The sequence below is a fragment of the Bittarella massiliensis (ex Durand et al. 2017) genome (genome assembly GCF_017566145.1).
In the GTDB taxonomy this organism is placed as follows: Bacteria; Bacillota; Clostridia; order Oscillospirales; family Ruminococcaceae; genus Bittarella; species Bittarella massiliensis_A.
In genome coordinates, this window is the sequence record NZ_JABFCL010000002.1 from 190670 (window position 1) to 209471 (window position 18802).

Sequence of the window (18802 nt, forward strand, 5' to 3'; positions counted from 1 at the left end):
CGCCGGGGGCAGAGGAGTGTGTGAGGATGGAGTTTTTTACCCGCATCTGGCAGGGGGTGCCCGCCTTCGAGACCCTGCGCCGCAGCCTGGAAGAGGGCCGCGTTCCCCTGGCCTGCTACGGCCTCTCCACCGTGCACAAGGCCAACTTGATCGCCGCCCTCTACGCCGAGACCGGCCGCCAGATGCTGGTACTGGTGCCCGACGAGCGGGCCGGGGAGCGGATGGTGCGCAACCTCAACACCATGATCGGCAGGGAGGCAGCCTCCCTCTACCGGCAGAAGGACTACGTCTTCCACCCGGTGGAGGGGGCCTCCCGCGAGTTTGAGTACGGGCGGCTGTCGGTGCTGGGCCGGGTGCTCGACGGCAGCTGCCCCATCGCCGTGGCCACCGCCCCCGCCGCCTGCCAGTACACCCTGCCCCCCCAGCGCTACCGGGAGGCCACCTTTGTCCTGCGCCCGGGGGACACCTGCCCCACCGACCAGCTGATCCGCCGGCTGGCGGAGGCCGGGTATGTCCGCCGCCCCCAGGTGGACGGGCCGGGCCAGTTCTCGGTGCGGGGGGGGATCGTCGACCTCTACCCGCCCCAGGCCGCCGCCCCTCTGCGGCTGGAGTTCTGGGGGGACGAGGTGGACACCGTCGCCGCCTTCGACCTGCTGACCCAGCGCCGGGGCGACGGGGTGGAGTCGGTGGAGATCACCCCGGCCAGAGAGGTGCTGGTGTCCGACCCGGTGGCCCTGGCCGCCAAGTTGCGCAAACTGGGAAAAAACGGGTCCGATGCCCTGTTGGCCGACGCCCAGCGGCTGGAGACCGGGGTCGAGGTGGCGGGGCTCGACCGCTATCTGGGCCTCTGCCTGCCCGAGCGGGCGACCCTCTTTGACTACCTGGAGGACGCCTTTGTCTTCACCAGCGAGCTGCAGGAGACGACCCAGGAGCTGGAGAGTTTTCTCTGGCAGCTGGGGGAGGATGTAAAGGAGTTGCTGGAGCAAAAGCTCCTCTCGGGGAAGGCGGCCGCCTTTGCCGACGAGAAGGGGGCCTTTTTGGCCCGCCTGGGAAAGGGCCGCACCGCCTTTTTGGAGACCTTTTCCCGCCAGCTGGAATTTCCCTTGAAGGAACTGCTGGACTTCACCGCCGTCTCCACCGCCAGCTGGAGCGGGCAGATGAACCTGCTCTTGGAGGAGCTTTACAGCCAGCAGGAGCAAAATTACTGCACCCTGATCCTGGCGGGGACGGAAAAGGCGGCCAAGACCCTGGCCTACGACCTGCAAAGAGACGGCTACAACGCCCAGTACACCGATTCGGGCAAGACCCTCTCCCCCAAAAAGATCTACGTGGCGGCCGGCAGCCTCACCGCCGGGTTTGAGTACCCCGAACTGCGGGTGGGGGTCATCTCCTACACCCTGCAGGAAGGCAAGGGAAAGGGCAAGCGGCGGACGGCCAAGAAGAAGCGGGGGAAGGACGCCATCACCACCCTGGAGGACGTGACCCCCGGGGACTACGTGGTGCACGTGACCCACGGCATCGGCCAGTTCACCGGCATCACCCAGCTGGATTTGCAGGGGGTGAAGAAGGACTACCTGAAGATCCAGTACGCGGGAAAGGACGTCCTCTTTGTGCCGGTGACCCAGCTGGATCTGGTGAGCAAGTACATCGGCCCCCGGGAGGACCGGCGCATCAAGCTCAACAAGCTCCACTCCACCGAGTGGCAGCGGACCAAGCAGCGGGTCTACTCCTCGGTCAAGGACATGGCCGACGAGCTGATCAAACTCTACGCCGAGCGGGCGGCGGCCAAGGGCTTTGCCTTTTCCGAGGACAGCGAGTGGCAGCGGGAGTTTGAGGAGCGCTTTGAGTACACCGAGACCGACGACCAGCTGCGCTGCATCGAGGAGATCAAGGCCGACATGCAGTCCCCCCGGCCCATGGACCGGGTCCTCTGCGGGGACGTGGGCTACGGCAAGACCGAGGTGGCCCTGCGGGCGGCCTTCAAGTGCGTGCTCGACTCCAAGCAGTGCGCCATCCTGGTGCCCACCACCATCCTCGCCTGGCAGCACTACCAGACCATCCTCAAGCGGATGGGCAATTTCCCGGTGAACGTGGAGCTGCTCTCCCGCTTTCGCACCCCGGCCCAGCAATCCGAGTCGATTCGCCGGCTGAAAAGCGGGCAGGCTGACATTGTGGTGGGCACCCACCGGCTGCTGCAAAAGGACGTGAAATTCAAGGACCTGGGTCTGGTGGTCATCGACGAGGAGCAGCGCTTCGGGGTGGCCCACAAGGAGAAGTTCAAAGAGGCCTTCAAGGGAATCGACGTGCTCACCCTTTCGGCCACCCCCATCCCCCGCACCCTGAACATGGCCATGAGCGGGATTCGGGACATCTCCATCATCGATGAGCCGCCCCAGGACCGCCACCCCATTCAGACCTACGTGCTCGAGCACAGTGACCTGGTGGTGGGGGACGCCATCCGCAAGGAGCTGCGCCGGGGCGGGCAGGTCTACTACCTCTACAACCGGGTGGAGTCCATCGAGGCCTGCGCCTCCCGGGTGCGGCAGATGGCCCCTGACGCCAATGTGGCGGTGGCCCACGGCAAGATGAGCGAGCGGGAGCTCTCCTCGGTCTGGGCCCAGCTGCTGGAGGGCAGCATCGACGTGCTGGTGTGCACCACCATCATCGAGACCGGGGTGGACGTGGCCAACTGCAACACCCTCATCATCGAGGATGCCGACCGGCTGGGTCTCTCCCAGCTCTACCAGATCAGGGGCCGGGTGGGGCGCAGCGCCAAGCGGGCCTTCGCCTACTTTACCTTTAAGCGGGGCAAGGCCCTGTCGGAGGTGGCCTCCAAGCGGCTGACGGCCATCCGGGAGTTCACCAGCTTCGGCTCGGGCTTCAAGATCGCCATGCGGGACTTGGAGATTCGGGGGGCGGGGAACATCCTCGGCGCCCAGCAGCACGGCCACATGGAGGCGGTGGGCTACGACATGTACCTGCGCCTGCTCTCCGAGGCGGTGAGCGAGAAGAAGGGCGAGGAGAAGCCCTACAAAAACGAGGAGTGCCTGGTGGACATCCAGCTGGACGCCTACATCCCCAAGGCCTATATCGAGGACATGGCCAGCCGGATCGACACCTACAAGAAGATCGCCGCCATCCAGTCCCGGGAGGAGGCCGACGACCTCCTCGACGAGCTCATCGACCGCTTTTCCGACCCGCCGGCGCCGGTGGTGGGGCTGGTGGACGTGGCCCTGCTGCGAAACCAGGCCGCCAACTTGGGGGTGGGGGAGATCACCCAGCGGGAGGACACCGTCTACATCCGCTTTGTCCACCTGGAAATGGAGCGGGTGGCCCGGGCGGTGGGCTGCAAGAAGGGGGTCAAAAACGTCCTCTTCAACGCCGGGGAGAAGCCCTTCCTGGCGGCGGTACTGGAAAATCCCCATCGCCCCATCGACGGGATTCGGGCAGTGCTGGACACCATGTCCGATGGCTAGGGGGAGCGCCGCGCCCAGCGCCTGCCCCGGGGGAATTGACTTTTGACAGTCCCCCGAAAAATTGCTATAATCGTAGCTAGTTGTATGCGCTGCGGCGCGAAAAGAAAATGGGAGGAAAGACGATGTCTTTTAAACATAAGCTGGCGGCCGGCCTGGCCGCTTTGGGGCTGCTGGCCTCGCTGACCGGCTGTACCCTGGGCAAGAGCTTTGACTACGCCGCCAAGGTGGGCGAGGTGGAGATCTCCAGCGGCCTCTACCTCTACTACCAGTACGCCAGCTACCTGGACGCGGCCGAGCAGTCCCAGAAAAATCCCAAAGAGGTCAAGACCGTCTTGAAGGAGCAGATCGGCGAGCAGAGTGCCACCGACTTTATCAAGGACCAGACCAAGGCCCGCTGCATCAGCTATGCGGCCATGGAGAACCTCTTTGAAAAGGAGGGGCTGGAAGTCACCGAGGAGGACGAGGCCCAGATCGAGGCCAATGTCAGCCAGAACTGGGACAGCCAGAAGGAAGTCCTGGAGAAAAACGGCATCGGCAAAGACACCTACCGCACCCTGGTGCGCTCAGCCCTCAAGTCCAGCAAACTCTTTGACCACTACTACGGGGTCAACGGGCTGACCCCGGTGGGGGACGACGAGCTGAAGGACTACTTTGAGAGCCAGTACCTGCACATCTCCTTTTTGGCCCTGCCCAAGCTCAACAGCCAGTCCAACGCCATCTCCTCCGAGGGGATCGCCACCATCAACGACCTGTCCGAGCAGATGCTCGCCAAGTTGAAAGGCGGCGCCACCATGAAAGAGGTGGCCGACGAGTTCATGCCCCAGGTGCTGGAGGTGGGCGACCACTCGTTCGCCGAGGGGACCGACTTCGTGCAGCAGGACTTCATCAACAAGGACACCGAGGATTACAGCACCTATCCCATGAACATGATCAACCAGATCAAGGCCGATGGGATCGGGGATTACAACCGCTACGAGGCGGCCCAGTACACCTTTGTCTACCAGCGCCAGAGCGCCCTTGCCAACGAGGCGGACTTTGTCACCGCCCGCACCTCGCTGCTGGTGGAGATGAAGGAGGGCGAGTTTGCCGAAAGGACCAAGGCTGCAGAAGAGGGGCTGGAAATCGTCTACAACGAGGCGGCGGTCAAGGAGTTTAGTCCCAAAAAGATCAAATACGTGGCGCCGTAATGCGCCGCGAAAGGGGGGACCTGCCCCCCGCTGAAAAGACGGGCGGAAGTCCCGTTTTTTCTTTTTTGGGCCGGGTTTCTCACCGGCCGCCAAACGCCGAAAGAGAGGGAGGAGATCGCCTGTGCAAACCCACCGCCTATTTCGCCGCGGGGCCGCCCTGGTTCTGGGGGCTGCGCTGACTCTGTCCCTCCTTTGCGGCTGTTCGCTCCTCGACGAACTGCGCACCGGGAGCAACGACCTGTTTCGGGAAAAGCCGGTCGCCCGGCAACAGGTGGAGCTGGAGGGAAAATACGGCCGCTCCCAGCTGAACGGGCTGCAGCGGGAGCTCTACGACGACCTGTACGGCGCCGTCTCCCGGGCTGAGGACAGCATTCAGGTGGACAGCCGCATCACGGTGGAGCAGCTGGAGACGGTCTACCGCTACTACTTTTCCGACAGCCCCGAACACTTTTGGGTGGACGGGTACAGCTATGTCACCGGCCCCGGCGGTCGGGTGCAGAAGGTGCTGCTGCGCTATATCGGCACCCGGGAGGAGATCACCCGGATGGACGGAGAACTGGAGCAGAAGATAGAGGAGTTGACCGCCCAGGGCGCAGCGCTGCCCGGGGACTTTGAGAGAAGTGTCTGGGTCAGCGATGAGTTGGCCCGGCGGGTGCGCTACGACACCGACTTGAGCGGGAAGAGCCCCTACACCGCCTACGGCGCCCTGGTGGACGGGCGGGCCGTCTGCCAGGGGTACGCCAAGGCCGCCCAGCTGCTCTACCAGAGGTTGGGCTACCCCTGCCTCTATGTGCGGGGGGAGAGCCGGGGGGAGCGCCACGGCTGGGTGATGGTGAAGCTGGGGGAGAATTACTACCACGTGGACCCCACCTGGAACGACCTCTATGTGGAGGGGATGGGGGAGGATGAGGTGATCCTCAACCACAGCTATCAAAACGTCACCACCGCCGCCATCTCCCGCGACCACCGGATTTACGGGGACGAAAACTACCCCCTGCCCCCGGCCGACTCCACCGAAATGGACTACTACCGGGTGAAGGGGCTGCAGGGGGCCGACTTCGGGGGAATTGCCGACCGGGTGATCGCCGCCGCGGCGGAAAACATCGGCCGGGGGGATTACTCGGTGGAGATGCAGCTGGGGGACGCCCAGGCCATGCAGGCGGCGGCCGAGAGCACCGGGGGGATGCGACGGCTGATTGCCGGCGTCAACGAGGCTCTGGGGCGGGAGGCGGTGGCCTACCGCTACTCCTACTACCAAAATCCCGACCAGTTTACCCTGCAAATCTACTTTGAGAGGGCCGCCTCCTGACAGGCGGCTGGAAAGGAGGGCCCGGCGTGGAGGTCTACACCGTCAACCTGGAGGAGGGGATGCCCTATGTGGACGAGGCCCTGGAACACCTGGAAAAGTCGCTGCGGCGGGCCAAAAACGGCGGCTGCAAGGTGGTGAAGTTCATCCACGGCTACGGTTCCTCCGGCAAGGGGGGGAAGATCCGCCGGGCGGTGCGGCTGGAGCTGGACCGAAAGCGGGAGCGGGGGGAACTGGCCCTGGTGGTGCCGGGGGAGCGGTTTTCCCTCTTTGACCCGGACACCCAGCAGATGATGCGCCGCCACTTCTTTGTCACCCGGGACAGCGACATGGGGCGAAACAACCTGGGGGTCACCCTGGTGATGCTGAAATAAAGAGAGAGGGGGCCCTTCCCCGTGGGGAAGGGCCCCCTCTCTCTGTCACTGGGGCAGTTCAACCCAGAAGGGGCCGCTGCCCCGGTTGCCCAGAAGATCGCAGACCGAGAGGGTGTAGCGCCCGGCCGGGACGTCAAACCAGGCCACCCCCGCCACCTCGTCCACCCGGCGGGGAGAGAGGGGGGCGCCGTCCTTCCCGGTGAGGGAGAGGGTCGCCCAGTCGACCCCGCTGGGGTCTTGCAGCCGCAGGGCCACCAGCCCGTTTTCGCCCCAGCTCTCGGCCAGAACGGGGGAGGAGAGGTCGCCGTCGCCCACCGAAAAGGCCACCCGAGCAGTGCGCCCCCCTCCGCCGGTTGCCACCGCTGTACAGGGACCGGGAGCGACGGGGGAGAGGGTGAAGACGCCCCCCTCGCCCGGTTGGCAGGGGAGGGAGCGGCCGCCCTGTTCCAGCCAGACCCGGCTGGCCCCCTCCGCCTGGACCGACACCTGGGCGCCGCCCCCCGCGGGGACGCTCTGCACGCCGTGTATCTGGGGGGCGGGCAGCAGCGCCAGGGCTGCGCATCCCCCCACCGCGGCAATGCCCGCCAGGGCCGCCGCGGGCAGGGGGACGGTGCACGGCGGCGGGGGAGGGCGAAACCCGGCTTGCCGCCCCACCGCAGAGAGGGCCAGCCCGGCGGGGAGGAAGGCGGGGAGAAAGTCGCCCATCTCCCGCCGCAGCTGGGCCCGGGCCAACTGCAAATCCCGCTTGACAGTGCCGGGGGAGCAGTGGAGGAGGGCGGCGATCTCCCCCACCTTGCGGCCCTGAAAATAGTGTAGGACCACCGCCTGCCGGCGGCGCTCCGGCAGGGCGGCGACGGCGCGGGAAAGGGCGGCCTCCTGCTCCTCAAACAGGGCGCGGTGCTCGGGCTGGCCCGCCTGGTCCCGGTCGGGGAGGCCGGGGAGCAGCTCGTCCCCGCTCCCCGCCCGCCGCGTCTCCACCCGGCGGATATTTTGACAGGAGAGAAAGGTGGACTTGTTGAGAAAGGCCACCAGGGAGCGGGGGTCGCGGATGCCGCCCATCTTTCGGTAGAGGGTGAGGTAGCTCTCCTGCACCGCCTCCTCGGCGAGAACGGCGCTTTTTAGAAGCAGCTTTGCCTGGGCCAGCTGGGCCGGGGCGGTGGCGCGGTAGAGCTGGGCAAAGGCCTCCTCGTCCCCCTCTCGGGCCGCCCGGAGAAGGGCTTCCAGCTGCCGGTGAGTCCGTTTTTCCTCCATTTTTCACCTCTCCAAATCTTGCCGCATTCTGTCGAAAAGTGTACACCGCTTTTTAACAGAAAACAAGGGGAGAGAGGAGGTCAAAGAGAAAATCAAATTTTGTTTAGCCCTTTTTCAATTTGGATACACCTATCTAAAAATGGTATATACCAAGGGACGAGTGTGTCCTAAAGGGGGAGGAAAAATGAAATATGCCAAAAAGGGGAGACGGGGGCTGCTCGCGCTCGCGTTGGCGGTATCTCTGGCAGCCGGCACGCTGCTGTGCGGCCTTATGCCGGGAATCGGCGCACAGGAATCCCAAAAAGAGGAGGGGGTAATGAGTTCTTCTCTGGAAGAGATGTTTGAATTCGGAAGCCTGAGGCAGTGTATAAATGCCAAAATAGAAGGCAACAAATTTTATCTGGGCGACGTGAAAAGCTATGTGCAGCACAGCATTGTCCCCAGTTGGTGGTCGTCCATGACCTCTCTGGTGAGTCGGAATCGAGTTTCCCTCAATGCGGACTGGGAACTCGTCAGCTTTTACACCCTGCTGGCCGACAGCAATATCAAGGCTTCGATTGCCAGCTTTGTTGTGGTTGGCGACAAAGGGGGTGTCCTAAACTTTCGCTGCGGATTGGACCCCAATGGGTGTTCTCCCAGCGGTAAAAACACCTATGTGGGAGTGCACGACACGACAAATGGGTGGAATAGCAGACCAGTGAGTTCGGTTGAGCTGCCGGCCAGCGATTTGAACGCCCCACAGATGATGACGGTGAAATATACTGCCGCAAACACCACCGTTACAGTGACATTCCACGAGACCAGTTTTTCTTTAATACAATGGAGAAAGTAATTTGTCAATCTCTGTATCTGATGAGTTGTAAGCAGACTATGAAAGATCTGCTATCTACTCACTTTTTGATTTTCCAAGATATAGCACTATCTTTGGTAGAACTGAGATAGTGCCACTATTTTTTAGAAATAAAAATATCTTTAAGCGTTGAAAAAGGCGTCATCCAGGCGTAAAGGATATGTATAAAGCAAAAAGGAGGCAATAACCTATGTTAATTGGTGTCGATCATGGCAACAAACAAATCAAAACCGCTCATGGCGAGCCCTTTGTGTCTGGACTGCAGCAGAGCCTGACCCGGCCGTTCGGCCAGAGTCTACAATACTGCGGTACTTATTACACATTGTCCAATGAGCGTATTCCGTTCCATAAGGACAAGACGGAGGACGACCGCTTTTTTGTCCTTACATTGATTGCCATTGCAGAAGAAATAACCGCCCGGGGCCTAAGTGAGAAAGAGCAGCAGCATATTCAGCTGGCTGTTGGTCTGCCCCCAGCACATTTTGGCGCTCAAGCGGAAAAATTCACTGCCTATTTTCAAGGCCGCGGGCTTGTAGCGTTTATGTATGGGGACAAACACTATACCATCAGCATCGAGGATGTGGCCTGCTATCCCCAGGCATACGCAGCTGCGGCTACAATGCTGCATGCCCTGTTGGACGATCCAAAGGCGGTCGTATTGGATATTGGAGGCTTCACGGCGGATTATCTGTTGCTGAAAAACGGAAAAGCAGACCTCGCCTCCTGCGATTCGCTGGAAAACGGCGTTATCCTGTTATACAATAAGATCAGGTCCAGAGGAAATGCAGAGTTGGATTTGCTGTTGGATGAGGGTGATGTGGATGCCATCCTCATGGGCAGACGGACACAGTACCCGGCCGAGGCCGTACAGCTCGTGGAGCGACTGGCGCAGGAGTTTGTCAACGACCTGTTCAGCACTCTACGAGAGAGGATGCTGGATTTGCGCTATTGCAAAGTGGTGTTTGTGGGCGGCGGCGCCATTCTGCTGCGCCGGCAGATCGAGGAGTCTGGCAAGGTGGGGACGCCTCTGTTTGTCACGAACATCAACGCCAATGCGGCCGGATTTGAATACCTGTACCGGCTTGAAACAGTGGGCAGGTGACGATTATGGCGGCCAAAAAAGAAAGGGGACGCTTCTCCCTGCGATTCAATACCAGTGACCCAGTGCTGCTGGCCGCTGTCGAACTGCTGGAGCTACAGCCAGCCCACAGTAAGGCCCAGTATGTTGCAAATGCGCTTATATACTATAACGCTCATTTTTCTGATGACCCTCAGCCATTAAAAGCGCCAGCTATTGACCGAGCAGCCATTGAAGCGATAGTACGGGAAATTATGCGTCAGGAAGAGCAGGCCCCAGATAAGGCAGTTTCGACCGGAGAATCCTCTTCTCCAAAGGAAAATAAAATAGCTCCGCCGCCGCAGAAGCAGACGGCAGAGCCATCAGAAAGTTTGACAACGGCTGGGGCTTCCGAAGTTGATGATATGACCCGCAATCTGATTGCCAGCACCATGGCGGCTTTCCGTAGAAACAGCTAAAAAAAGAGGTATGGGAGCGAAGCTGTGCCGACTCTCATACCTCTTACTTTTCCTGTATGGCAGCAATAAAGCTGTCGATAATCTGCTCCAAGTGGCGGTATTGGCTGGGTGTCAATGTGGAAATCTTCTGCTGGAGCAACGAAGTGTCTGCTTCAAGAATTTTACCACGCAGTAAATAGTCTGCGCTGATACCAAGTGCTTCACAGATCTTCAGCATGGTTTCCGGGCGCATCGCTTTTTGCCCCATTTCCGCATACGAGATGGTTTGCGATGTGAGATGCGTCAAATTTGCCAAAGTCTCCTGTGTCATATTTAATTGTTTTCTTCGCTCCAGAATCCGCTGGCCCATTTCTTTCAAAAGCTCATTCATTCGCAATCCTCCATACTATAGTTACATTTTATCCACTATAGCATGAAAAATTAAGCGACCATGGTTGAGTTTAATCAACCATAGCATATATAATGGTTGTAAGACGAAAAATTTGGAGGAAAACCAGGTGAAAATATGTTCGTGTGCTGTAATCGGTCAACACCCTACCCGCTTCAAATTCAAATACAATGAATATATGACCTCATGCAAACGCATAAAAAAGCGGATGCATGATGTATTTGTGTCGCTGTACCAGCGCGGTGTGCGCTGCTTTTTCATTGGGGGCGCTCTGGGAGTAGATATGTGGGCAGGCGAAATCCTGTTGAATATGCAGCGCCAGACAGAATATCAGGAGCTGCAAGTCATAATGGTCTGCCCATTCCCCGGCCATGATGTTCGATGGGACCCAAAAAGCCAGGCGCGGCAACGAAAACTCTGTGAAGGCTGTACCAAGGTGCTGATGGGTACAGAACACCCCGGAAGTGAAGGGTATAAAAAGCGCACGGAATATATGATGAAACGGGCCGACTATGTTGTGGCTGTTTATGATAATGATCCGAAACATTACAGTGGAGTAGAGACAGCGATGGGGATTGCTGAAAAAAGAAACTTGTCAATCGTGTTGATTCATCCAGATACAGGAATTATAAACATAGTAGATCATTACAGAGAGAGGCACACGGATTAGGAAAAATATGTTACTGTTTAGATAAGAAAAACTGAAAAGTTGCGCTGTTTTGGTAATACAAAGCCACCTTGACTGTCGAGGAAAAATCGGGTATCATCTGATTAGTGATAGCTAACTTGAGCGAGTTAGAAAGAGGTGGATTATGCCGCATAGTAGTTTATATCTTACCAAACTTTATAACGATTTAATAACTAATACCCCTCAGACAATTACTATGGACATTCCTTCTGAAGTTGGACATGGCAGGATTTCTCAAACAAAAATCAAGCATGGTGTTGTTCTCTCGGACTGGCAGATGTGCTATCAATCTGATATGAATGTACAGGGGCCTGTCAGCAGGGAATATATGCAGATCATATTCTGCATGAACGATGGAATTTCCTGGGGTATTTTGAATGGGCATCGCTCTATGACCATTCAAAAAAACGAGTCCTGCATTTATGCCGGACATGATGGTACAGAATATATTTGTTACAAAAAGGACAGCAACTTCTCATTCAAAAGCATTAAAATTCCTACTCCCTACTTTTCACAACTCCTTGCCGATTACTTTGACGGACAGGAAATTGCGGCTTACGAAAAGAAACTCCTAAATGGCATTGCCAAAGTTTCTGTCACCCCTGTTATGGAGCAGGTCCTATCGGAAATAAGCAAATTTTCTCAATATCGCGGAGGGTTGGGCTACCTCTATTTGGATGGCAAGCTGTTGGAGCTGCTGTCTATCTATCTGGGGGAAGTTCTGGAATTGGATATTCTGATGGGTAAAAATATTTCCATGTCCCGGACAGAGCGGACCGCCATCATGGAGGCGAAGCGGATCATCGACAGCCAGTTAGCCTTTGCGCCATCCTGTGAAGAATTATCCCGTCAAGTACATCTGAGCCTCACGAAATTAACCCGCGGTTTTTTAGCTTTTTATGGCAGATCAATTCATCAATATGTTATCGAGCAGCGATTGGTACAAGCAGCGCAGCTGCTTTTGGAGGGGGATTGGAATGTGACGGAAGTTGCCTCCATTGTAGGTTATGGAAAACCGAGCAACTTTGCGGCGGCCTTTAAGAAAAGATATGGTGTCGCGCCCAAAAATTACCGTGAAAGCTGGCTTGATAATCACAAAAATAGAAGCTGACTGTTTTTGGGTTGAAATGGGTTGGTTTTGGGTTGGATTAGTTTTATATAACTGATATTCTATGTGGTGTGGTTAGTTGTTGCTAATCACACCACATTTTTCACTTTATCAAGGAGGCAGAGCATGAAACAAAAGTTGAATGCAAAAGATTTTATTCTAATCGGCGTCCTGACCGCCCTCATGTGGATCATCTGCATGATTATCAGCACCATTATGAGTGTGGCCGGCCCAGTGACCAATGTGTTTTACCCGGCGGTTGTTGCGATCCCCAATGGCATCGTGATGATGCTCTTACTGGCTAAGGTACCGAAAAAGGGCGTGTTCACCATCTGCTCCGCAATCCAGGCTATCCTGTTCCTGCTGGTGGGCGCTTTCTGGTTTATCCCCATCGGCTTGGTGGTCGGCGGCGTGATCTGCGATTTTCTGGTCATGGGCCGAAAGGAAATCACCATGAAGTCCATGACTGTGGCCTACGCCCTGTTCAGCGCCATTTTCGCCTTCAGCGCCATCTGCCCCATCAAGTTCCTCCAGAGCGCCTTTGTGGGCGCCATGGAGAAGAACAACATTGCCCAGGAGTACATAGACGGGATGCTGAATATCACCTCCGTCCCCATGCTGGTGGTCATCGTTGCGGCCGGCTTGGTAGGTGGCCTGATCGGCGCCGTGATTGGGCAGAAGGCTTTGAAAAAGCACTTTATCAAAGCCGGACTCGTTTCAGTCAAATAACAAGGCACAGCCCCTCGGCAGTCAATCAGACAAACGCAGGCAAGCGGGCTGCCTGATCTCAGGGCGCGGGGCTGAAAATGGCCCCGCGCTTTGATTTGGATAGGGAGGCATTGGAATGGAAGAATCACAAATCAAACAAATCATTGAACAGCAGCCCCTTCATGGATCGGCACTGTTAGATCCCCGCTGCAAGATTTTACTTTTGGTCTGTATCGGGTTTGTCAGTTACTTTTTGGCCGGGGAGGTGGTCAGCCTCGCGCTCATGCTGGTGTATGGCCTGTTTATCGCCGTAGGAAACGGGGGAAAGTGGGCCTTGAAGATGATTGTGGCCTACATCATCGTCGCCTATCTCAACGCCCTGCTCCGCTATGTGCAGGTGCCGGTATTGAGTGTGATTATGAGCGTGTTCGGCGTGACGCTTTTGAAGCTGATCCCCATTGTGATGATGGGCCTTTGGATTTTGCGGACTACCTACATGGACGACCTGATGGTGGCGCTCCAGCGGATGCGGCTTCCCCAGGCGGTGACGATCCCGCTGGTGGTCATGTTCCGCTATATCCCCACCCTGCGGATCGAATACCGGCAGATCCGCAGCACCATGGACATCCGGGGGATCAGCGATACCTTGTGGAAACGGGTATCCCATCCTCTTGCCACCATTGAGTATATTTTAATTCCCCTGCTGATGCGGTGCCTGAAGGTCACGGACGAGCTGGCGGCCTCCGGCACTACCCGGGGGCTGGAGCTGGAGTGCAAACGGCACGCCCTGCGCCCCATCCGCTTCTCCTGGCCGGAGAGCCTGGTGTCCCTGCTGGGCATCCTTTTCCTGGCGGCGCTGCTGGTCCTGGACCAGACCCGAATCGGGGAAATCATCTTGTGGAGGGTGTGACATGATCTCGTTTCAAAATTTCAGCTTTCGTTATGAGGAGAGCAAGGACTTTACCCTCCGGGGCATTGATATGACGGTGCAGACCGGCGAATTTATTCTCCTGACCGGGCGGAGCGGCTGTGGCAAGACCACGCTGATCCGCTCCCTCAACGGTCTGATCCCACACTTTTATCCCGGCGAGATACAGGGCGACCTTGTGATGGATGGACATTCTCTGCTGGAAATGAAGCCCGCACAGCTGGCCGGGCAGGTGGGGACGGTATTTCAAGACCCACGCTCCCAGTTCTTCATGACGGACACCACACGGGAATTGGCCTTTGGCTGCGAAAATATGGGGCTTCCCCGTGAGGAAACCATTGACCGCATCGCAAAAGCCGCAAAGGATCTGGAACTGGCGGACTACCTAAACCGGAGTATCTTTGCCCTGTCCAGCGGAGAGAAGCAGCAGATCGCCGTGGGCTCGGTCTATGCGCTTTCACCAAAGGTCTATATCTTCGATGAGCCCTCCGCAAATCTGGACTACGCGGCCACCAAGCGGCTTGCGGAGATCATGGGAAAATTGAAGCGGGACGGATACACCATCTTTGTGGTGGAGCACCGCTTTTACTATCTGCGTGATTTAATCGACCGGGTATTTCTCATACAAAACGGGAAAATCGAACAGGAATTTACAAGGGAGCAGTTCTGTTCCTTACCGGAGGAAACGCGCATATCCTATGGGCTGCGGACTGCATATCCGGAGCGGGATGCAGAGCATTATCAGGAGAAAGAACGCCGCCCCATGGGGAAACACCTGCTGAGTGTGCAGGGCCTTTCCTTTGCTTATCCGAAAGAGCAGGAGGTCTTTCGGAATGTCAGCTTTGAAGCCCACGCTGGGGATGTAATCGGCATCCTGGGCCATAATGGAGCGGGCAAGACCACCCTCTTGTCCATCCTGACCGGCCTCTTGAAGCAGCGGAACGGCGAGATCACATTTGACGGCAGGAAGCTCACTCCACGCCAGCGCCGGGCACTGTCCTATCTGGTCATGCAGGACACGGATTACCAGCTCTTTGCCAGCAGTGTGGAGGAAGAACTCTCCCTGGGGATTCGGGAGGACTGCAAAGAGAAGGTGGACGCCGCGCTGGAGGCGCTGGAGCTGTCCGAATACCAGGAGCAGCACCCGGCGGCCCTCTCCGGCGGGCAGAAGCAGCGGGTCACCATTGGCGCGGCCATCGTCAAGGACAGCCCGGTGATCTATTTTGACGAGCCCACCAGCGGCCTGGACTATGACTCCATGGTGCGGGTCAGCCGCCTGATTGAGCAGTTGTCCGCTTCCGGCGTGATCGTGTTTGTGGTCTCTCACGACTTTGAGTTTATCGTCCGGACCTGTACGGAGGTGGTCCAGCTGGACGACCAGGGGGCCGTTCAAAACCACCGGCTCACACCGGAGATATTGAAAGCTCTGTCGGAACAGTATTTTCATTGATGGGAGGTTGAAATCATGTTTCAAAAGGTATTTGAATACGCGGGGCCGCATAAAAAGGGCCTCTATGCGGCCACAGCGGTGGTGCTGGTCAGCGTTTTGATGGGCGTCCTGCCCTTTGTGCTGGCCTACCAGGTAATTGCTCCGCTGGTGATGGGAGCGGAACTTGACGCTTCGTTTCTTATCCTGCGGGTGGCTTTGGTGCTGGTGTGCCTGGTCTTGCAGGCTGTTCTCTATGGCTGGGGGCTCAATCTTTCGCACAAGGCCGCCTATGACACGCTGCTCCGGCTACGGACTGCCCTGCAAAAGCGGTTTGAGAAGCTGCCTCTGGGCGTGATCCAGGACAAGGGCACCGGCACGGTCAAAAAGCTGTTTGTCGATGATGTGGACAGTCTGGAGGTCCTGCTGGCCCACTCCATGCCGGAGGGGATCGCAAACCTGATGGTCCCCATCGCGGTCTATGTAGCTATGTTTTTCGTGGACTGGAAGCTGGCGCTGCTGTCCCTGGCCTCCATCCCCATCAGCCTGATTGCCATGATGACCATGTACTCGGTTGGCATGAAGAAAATGGGGCCCTACTATATGGCCGGCCAGAAGATGAACAACACCATCATTGAGTACATCAACGGCATGGAGGTCGTCAAGGTTTTCAACAAGGACGCGGACTCCTATGAGCGGTTTCGCAAAGATGTTTCGGATTACCGGGATTACACCTTGGCTTGGTACAAGGCGGCATGGCTCTGGATGGCAATTTACAGCAGCCTCCTTCCCTGCACTGTGATTTTGACCCTGCCGCTGGGGGCGTGGTTTGTCCTCTCCGGCTGGTCGGCTCTGCCGGACCTGATTTTGGTGCTGTGCCTCTCCCTGAGCATCGGGATGCCGCTCCTCAAATCCCTGGGCTTCCTGCCCACCATGCCCCAGCTCAACTACAAGATTTCTGCGCTGGAGCAGGTTTTGGATGCGCCGGAGCTTCAGCAGACGCCGGACAGCTTCCACGGAAAGGATGATACCATCGTCTATGACCATGTTTCCTTTGGCTACACCAAGACACAGCCCGGCCCGGACGGAAAGCCCATGGTGGTGGAGGATGAAGTGCTCCACGACATCAGCTTTACAGCCAAGGCCGGACAGAAAACGGCCCTGGTGGGAGAGTCCGGCTCGGGCAAGAGCACTCTGGCAAAGCTGTTGATCCACTACTATGACCCGCAGAAAGGCAGCATCTCCATCGGCGGACAGAAACTGTGTGACATGAGCCTGGAGGCGCTGAACAGCCGTATTTCCTATGTGGCGCAGGATCAATACCTGTTCAACACCTCTCTGCTGGAGAATATCCGCATGGGACGGTTGAACGCTACCGATGAGGAGGTCCTGGAGGCAGCGCGCAAGGCCCAGTGCATGGAGTTTCTGGAAAAGCTGCCCCAAGGTATCCACTCCATGGCGGGGGATGCGGGCAAGATGCTCTCCGGCGGTCAGCGCCAGCGCATATCTCTGGCCCGTGCCATCCTGAAGGACGCCCCTATTGTGGTGCTTGACGAGGCCACCGCCTACGCCGACCCCGAGAACGAGGAGAAGATGGAGGCGGCGATTGCGGAGCTGGTGAAGGGCAAGACTCTGGTTGTTATCGCCCATAAGCTGCCCGCGATTATGAACGCCGACCAAATCTGCGTTGTAGACCACGGCGAACTGGTTGCGGCAGGAAAGCATCAGAACCTGATTCACTCCTGCCCGGAATATCAAAAGCTGTGGAAGGCGGCCCAGGACAGTGCCGAATGGAACATACATACCGCAAAGGAGGGAAACTAAATGTTTGCACTGTTTTCAAGGATTTTGAAACTTGCCGGTCCATATAAAGGGCGTATTCAGGGCGCTTTTGCCTGCGCGTTTGTGGAGTCGATCCTGTCTAAAATGCCGATCTTCCTGGCCTTTGTGGTGTTGAGCGGCTTTGCCGCCGGAACACTGACCGGGCAGACCTGCCTCTATGTGGGCCTTGGCCTCGCGGCGGCCGTGCTGGTGCAGATGCTGGTCCACTATCTCAGCGACAGCCTCCAGAGTGCGGCGGGCTACCTGATGTTTGCCGAGAAGCGCATGGAGCTGGGCGGACACCTGCGGAAACTGCCCATGGGCTACTTCACCTCCGGCAATATCGGCAAAATCAGTTCTGTCCTCAGCACCGACATGGTGTTTATCGAAGAAGTCGCCATGAGCACGCTGGGCAACATGATGAGCTATCTGCTGTCCTCCTTGGTTCTGCTGGCGTTTATGTTCTATCTGAATTGGCAGTTGGGCCTGATCGCGGCCCTTGTGACCATCTTGGCGTGGCTGGTTTCCAGAGGGATGAACAAAGTTTCCCTGCGGGAAGCCGCTGGCCGTCAGGAGCAGAGCGAACGGCTGACGGACGCGGTGCTGTCCTTTGTAGAGGGCATCGGGGTCATCAAGAGCTATAACCTGCTGGGTGAGAAGTCGGAAGAACTGACCGGCAATTTCAAGCGGTCCAGAAATACATCCCTTGCCTTTGAGCGGAAGATGACTCCGTGGACTATGGGGCTGAATATCCTTTATGGAATCGGGATTGCCGCGATTTTTAGCCTGTCGGTCTTTCTGGAGCGGAGCGGAGTTCTTTCTCTGGCCTATGTGCTGGGCGTCCTCCTGTTTGTCTTTGACCTGTTCGGGCCGCTCAAGGCGCTCTATGGCGAGGCGTCCCGCCTGACCGTGATGAACGCCGCCCTGGACCGCATTGAGGCTGTATTGGAGGAGCCGGAGCTCCCGGACACAGGGAAACAGCATATTCCAGCTCAGGCACAGCCCGGCCAGCCGGAAGTGCGGTTTCATGATGTGGCCTTTGCCTACCAGGACAAGGAGGTGCTGCACCACATCAGCTTCTCTATGCGCCCAAATAGCATGACCGCTCTTGTGGGGCCCTCCGGCGGCGGAAAGTCCACCATCGCCAATCTTCTGGCCCGGCTGTGGGATGTGAAAAGCGGCAGTGTTGCCATCCGTGGTGTGGATACCCGGCAAGTCCCCCTCGCAGAGCTGATGGATCACATCAGCATGGTATTCCAGCGCGTGTATCTCTTCCAGGACACGATCTATAACAACATCAGTATGGGCAAGCCAGACGCCACCGAGGAGGAGGTCTATGAGGCGGCGAGGAAAGCCCGCTGCTACGATTTCATCATGGCTCTGCCTGACGGATTTCAGACTGTGGTGGGAGAGGGCGGCGCAACCCTCTCCGGCGGTGAGAAACAGCGTATCTCCATCGCCCGCTGTATTCTGAAAGACGCTCCTATTGTAATTTTGGACGAGGCGACCGCCAGCGTGGACACTGACAATGAGAGCTATATTCAGGAGGCTATCTCCGAACTGGTAAAGGGTAAGACCCTGCTGGTCATTGCCCACCGTTTGAATACCATCCAGAACGCCGACCAGATTTTGGTCATCAGTGACGGACAGATCTCGCAGCATGGCACCCATGAGGAATTGATGGAACAACCCGGTATTTATCAGGATTTCGTCCGTATCCGTATGAACTCTGCCGGTTGGAGCCTGTCTTGATGG

General features: G+C 57.7%; 16 protein-coding genes. 14 read left to right on the plus strand and 2 right to left on the minus strand.

All coding sequences use genetic code 11. The features are described from left to right. The first annotated feature begins 26 nt into the window (after positions 1-26). The 4 genes from mfd to HJY11_RS03160 all read left to right on the plus strand — a co-directional run bounded on the left by mfd (position 27) and on the right by HJY11_RS03160 (position 6343). Positions 27-3476: a transcription-repair coupling factor gene (gene mfd, locus HJY11_RS03145; RefSeq protein ID WP_208074630.1), complete on the plus strand. Its 3450-nt coding sequence runs from the start codon at positions 27-29 to the stop codon at positions 3474-3476. A gap of 122 nt (positions 3477-3598) precedes the next feature. Beyond that, on the plus strand, positions 3599-4663 hold the full coding sequence (locus HJY11_RS03150) for a hypothetical protein (protein ID WP_208074631.1): 1065 nt from the start codon (positions 3599-3601) through the stop codon (positions 4661-4663). A gap of 121 nt (positions 4664-4784) precedes the next feature. Continuing rightward, positions 4785-5972 carry a transglutaminase domain-containing protein gene (locus tag HJY11_RS15610; RefSeq protein WP_208074632.1) on the plus strand — a complete coding sequence of 396 codons (1188 nt, stop codon included), beginning with the start codon at positions 4785-4787 and terminating at the stop codon, positions 5970-5972. 26 nt (positions 5973-5998) lie between these two features. Next, entirely contained in the window at positions 5999-6343 is a 345-nt protein-coding gene (locus tag HJY11_RS03160) for a Smr/MutS family protein (protein ID WP_208074633.1), read from the plus strand. Positions 6344-6388: 45 nt separating this feature from the next. On the opposite strand, the gene HJY11_RS03165 is transcribed toward HJY11_RS03160, so the two are convergent. Next, positions 6389-7594, minus strand: a complete 1206-nt coding sequence (locus HJY11_RS03165; RefSeq protein ID WP_208074634.1) for an RNA polymerase sigma factor — start codon at positions 7592-7594, stop codon at positions 6389-6391. 184 nt (positions 7595-7778) lie between these two features. Here HJY11_RS03165 and HJY11_RS03170 point away from each other — a divergent pair, with 184 nt between their 5' ends. The 3 genes from HJY11_RS03170 (at position 7779) to HJY11_RS03180 (ending at position 9980) form a co-directional block, all read left to right on the plus strand. Continuing rightward, positions 7779-8426 carry a hypothetical protein gene (locus tag HJY11_RS03170; RefSeq protein WP_208074635.1) on the plus strand — a complete coding sequence of 216 codons (648 nt, stop codon included), beginning with the start codon at positions 7779-7781 and terminating at the stop codon, positions 8424-8426. 208 nt (positions 8427-8634) lie between these two features. Beyond that, positions 8635-9546, plus strand: a complete 912-nt coding sequence (locus tag HJY11_RS03175; protein ID WP_024729800.1) for a ParM/StbA family protein — start codon at positions 8635-8637, stop codon at positions 9544-9546. 5 nt (positions 9547-9551) lie between these two features. Continuing rightward, complete coding sequence (locus HJY11_RS03180) at positions 9552-9980, plus strand: hypothetical protein (protein WP_024729801.1); 429 nt, start codon at positions 9552-9554, stop codon at positions 9978-9980. A gap of 43 nt (positions 9981-10023) precedes the next feature. Here the strand turns inward: HJY11_RS03180 and HJY11_RS03185 are convergent, their stop codons facing one another. After that, a complete protein-coding gene (locus HJY11_RS03185; RefSeq protein ID WP_034551828.1) occupies positions 10024-10350 on the minus strand; it encodes a helix-turn-helix domain-containing protein in 327 nt (108 codons plus the stop codon). Between the two features lie 127 nt (positions 10351-10477). Here HJY11_RS03185 and HJY11_RS03190 point away from each other — a divergent pair, with 127 nt between their 5' ends. The 7 genes from HJY11_RS03190 to HJY11_RS03220 all read left to right on the plus strand — a co-directional run bounded on the left by HJY11_RS03190 (position 10478) and on the right by HJY11_RS03220 (position 18799). Continuing rightward, on the plus strand, positions 10478-11038 hold the full coding sequence (locus tag HJY11_RS03190; RefSeq protein WP_024729802.1) for an SLOG family protein: 561 nt from the start codon (positions 10478-10480) through the stop codon (positions 11036-11038). Between the two features lie 142 nt (positions 11039-11180). Next, the gene (locus HJY11_RS03195; protein ID WP_024738473.1) at positions 11181-12167 is read left to right on the plus strand and encodes a helix-turn-helix transcriptional regulator; all 987 of its coding nucleotides are present in this window, start codon (positions 11181-11183) and stop codon (positions 12165-12167) included. A gap of 123 nt (positions 12168-12290) precedes the next feature. After that, on the plus strand, positions 12291-12893 hold the full coding sequence (locus tag HJY11_RS03200; protein ID WP_024729803.1) for an MptD family putative ECF transporter S component: 603 nt from the start codon (positions 12291-12293) through the stop codon (positions 12891-12893). Between the two features lie 115 nt (positions 12894-13008). Further along, a complete protein-coding gene (locus tag HJY11_RS03205) occupies positions 13009-13782 on the plus strand; it encodes an energy-coupling factor transporter transmembrane component T family protein (protein ID WP_024729804.1) in 774 nt (257 codons plus the stop codon). Position 13783: 1 nt separating this feature from the next. After that, positions 13784-15250, plus strand: a complete 1467-nt coding sequence (locus tag HJY11_RS03210) for an ABC transporter ATP-binding protein (RefSeq protein WP_024729805.1) — start codon at positions 13784-13786, stop codon at positions 15248-15250. 15 nt (positions 15251-15265) lie between these two features. Next, positions 15266-17050, plus strand: a complete 1785-nt coding sequence (locus tag HJY11_RS03215) for an ABC transporter ATP-binding protein (protein WP_208074636.1) — start codon at positions 15266-15268, stop codon at positions 17048-17050. After that, positions 17051-18799, plus strand: coding sequence for an ABC transporter ATP-binding protein (locus HJY11_RS03220; protein ID WP_024729807.1), 1749 nt, complete (start codon positions 17051-17053; stop codon positions 18797-18799). Positions 18800-18802 lie beyond the last annotated feature (3 nt).

Bases quoted from the DNA above. Each gene is read 5' to 3' on its own strand.
- HJY11_RS03180 (WP_024729801.1), top strand. From the start codon at position 9,552: ATGGCGGCCAAAAAAGAAAGGGGACGCTTCTCCCTGCGATTCAATACC.
- HJY11_RS03170 (WP_208074635.1), top strand. From the start codon at position 7,779: ATGAAATATGCCAAAAAGGGGAGACGGGGGCTGCTCGCGCTCGCGTTG.
- HJY11_RS03195 (WP_024738473.1), top strand. From the start codon at position 11,181: ATGCCGCATAGTAGTTTATATCTTACCAAACTTTATAACGATTTAATA.
- HJY11_RS03210 (WP_024729805.1), top strand. From the start codon at position 13,784: ATGATCTCGTTTCAAAATTTCAGCTTTCGTTATGAGGAGAGCAAGGAC.
- HJY11_RS03150 (WP_208074631.1), top strand. From the start codon at position 3,599: ATGTCTTTTAAACATAAGCTGGCGGCCGGCCTGGCCGCTTTGGGGCTG.
- HJY11_RS03215 (WP_208074636.1), top strand. From the start codon at position 15,266: ATGTTTCAAAAGGTATTTGAATACGCGGGGCCGCATAAAAAGGGCCTC.
- HJY11_RS03175 (WP_024729800.1), top strand. From the start codon at position 8,635: ATGTTAATTGGTGTCGATCATGGCAACAAACAAATCAAAACCGCTCAT.
- HJY11_RS03220 (WP_024729807.1), top strand. From the start codon at position 17,051: ATGTTTGCACTGTTTTCAAGGATTTTGAAACTTGCCGGTCCATATAAA.
- HJY11_RS03200 (WP_024729803.1), top strand. From the start codon at position 12,291: ATGAAACAAAAGTTGAATGCAAAAGATTTTATTCTAATCGGCGTCCTG.
- HJY11_RS03165 (WP_208074634.1), bottom strand. From the start codon at position 7,594: ATGGAGGAAAAACGGACTCACCGGCAGCTGGAAGCCCTTCTCCGGGCG.
- HJY11_RS03205 (WP_024729804.1), top strand. From the start codon at position 13,009: ATGGAAGAATCACAAATCAAACAAATCATTGAACAGCAGCCCCTTCAT.
- HJY11_RS03185 (WP_034551828.1), bottom strand. From the start codon at position 10,350: ATGAATGAGCTTTTGAAAGAAATGGGCCAGCGGATTCTGGAGCGAAGA.
- mfd (WP_208074630.1), top strand. From the start codon at position 27: ATGGAGTTTTTTACCCGCATCTGGCAGGGGGTGCCCGCCTTCGAGACC.